The following is a 1,096-nucleotide window of genomic DNA, read 5'->3' as shown; positions in this document are numbered from 1 at the left end:
CCGTAACTGGTTGGACCTGCGGGACGACCTGCTGGCCCTGCTGGCCGCCCTGGACCAGGCGCAGCCGGTAGTCCTGGCCGGCCACTCGATGGGCGGCACGGTCAGCCTGCTGGCCGCGGCCGCCGCGCCCGACGCCGTGCGCGGCCTCGTGCTGCTGGACCCGGTGATCATGCCTCGGATCATGGCCTTCTACGCCCACATGCCCTGGACCTCCGGCGCGCTGTGGAAGCATCTGCCGCTGGTCCAGGGCGCGCTGCGCCGCCGCGCCGTGTTCGACAACCGCGAGGCCGCCTTCACCGCCTATCGCGGGCGCGGGGCGTTCAAGACCTGGCCCGAGTCGATGCTGGCCGACTATGTCGGCGGCGGCTTTCGCGACCGCAACGACGGCAAGGTCGAGCTGGCTTGCGCCCCGGCCTGGGAGGCCTCCAACTACAGCGCCCAGGCCCACGACCCCTGGCGGGCCATGGGCCGCATCCGCTGCCCGGCGCGCATCCTCAAGGCCGAGACGGGCTCGACCGCCCATGTCGGCGACGGCGCGGGCCTGATGCGCCGCCACCCGTCGATCCGGGTGGAAACCGTGACCGGGGCCAGCCACTTCCTGCCGATGGAGCGGCCGGACCTGACGCGCGAGGCGATCTTCGAGATGGCGACGGCCTAGACGGCATGACGCGGACGTTCGAACAGGTCGCTGCGCGCTACGCGACGCATCCGGAGATGGCCGGGGTGACGATCGACGGCCCCGACGTTATCGGCACGGGTCGCGACGGCCTGTTGCATTTGGCGGCGCGGATGGGCCAGGAGGCCGATGTTCGCGACCTCGTGCGTCTGGGCGCGACCATCGACCTGCCCGGAGACCGGGGCTTCACGGCGCTGCACTATGCGGCGGCGGCGGGACACGCCGGGGTCGCCGACGTCCTGCTGGAGTTGGGCGCCAATCTCGACGTCAAAGAATGAGTGGGAGCAGACGGCGCTGGAGGTGGCGATGCTGGCGGGGCATGGCGCGCTGATGGAGCGGCTGTAGAGCGGGGACATGCCCTTGCGGCGTGTCCCCTTCGTTGAGCGCCGAGCCTGAACATGGGGACAGGCCGCGAGGGCA

General features: G+C 71.7%; 2 protein-coding genes. Both read left to right on the top strand.

The window, feature by feature from the left end; translation table 11 throughout:
- On the top strand, nt 1–658 hold a 658-nt coding region (locus AC1DZ6_RS25675), incomplete at its 5' end, for an alpha/beta fold hydrolase (RefSeq protein ID WP_477099908.1).
- Nucleotides 659–663: 5 nt separating this feature from the next.
- On the top strand, nt 664–954 hold the full coding sequence (locus AC1DZ6_RS25670) for an ankyrin repeat domain-containing protein (protein ID WP_477099907.1): 291 nt from the start codon (nt 664–666) through the stop codon (nt 952–954).
- The last annotated feature ends 142 nt before the right edge of the window (nt 955–1,096 follow it).

The sequence above is a fragment of the Caulobacter sp. P1_B12_2 genome (assembly GCF_056406675.1).
The sequence above is the reverse complement of the archived record's forward strand: the minus strand, read 5'-3'. Positions and strand labels throughout refer to the sequence as shown.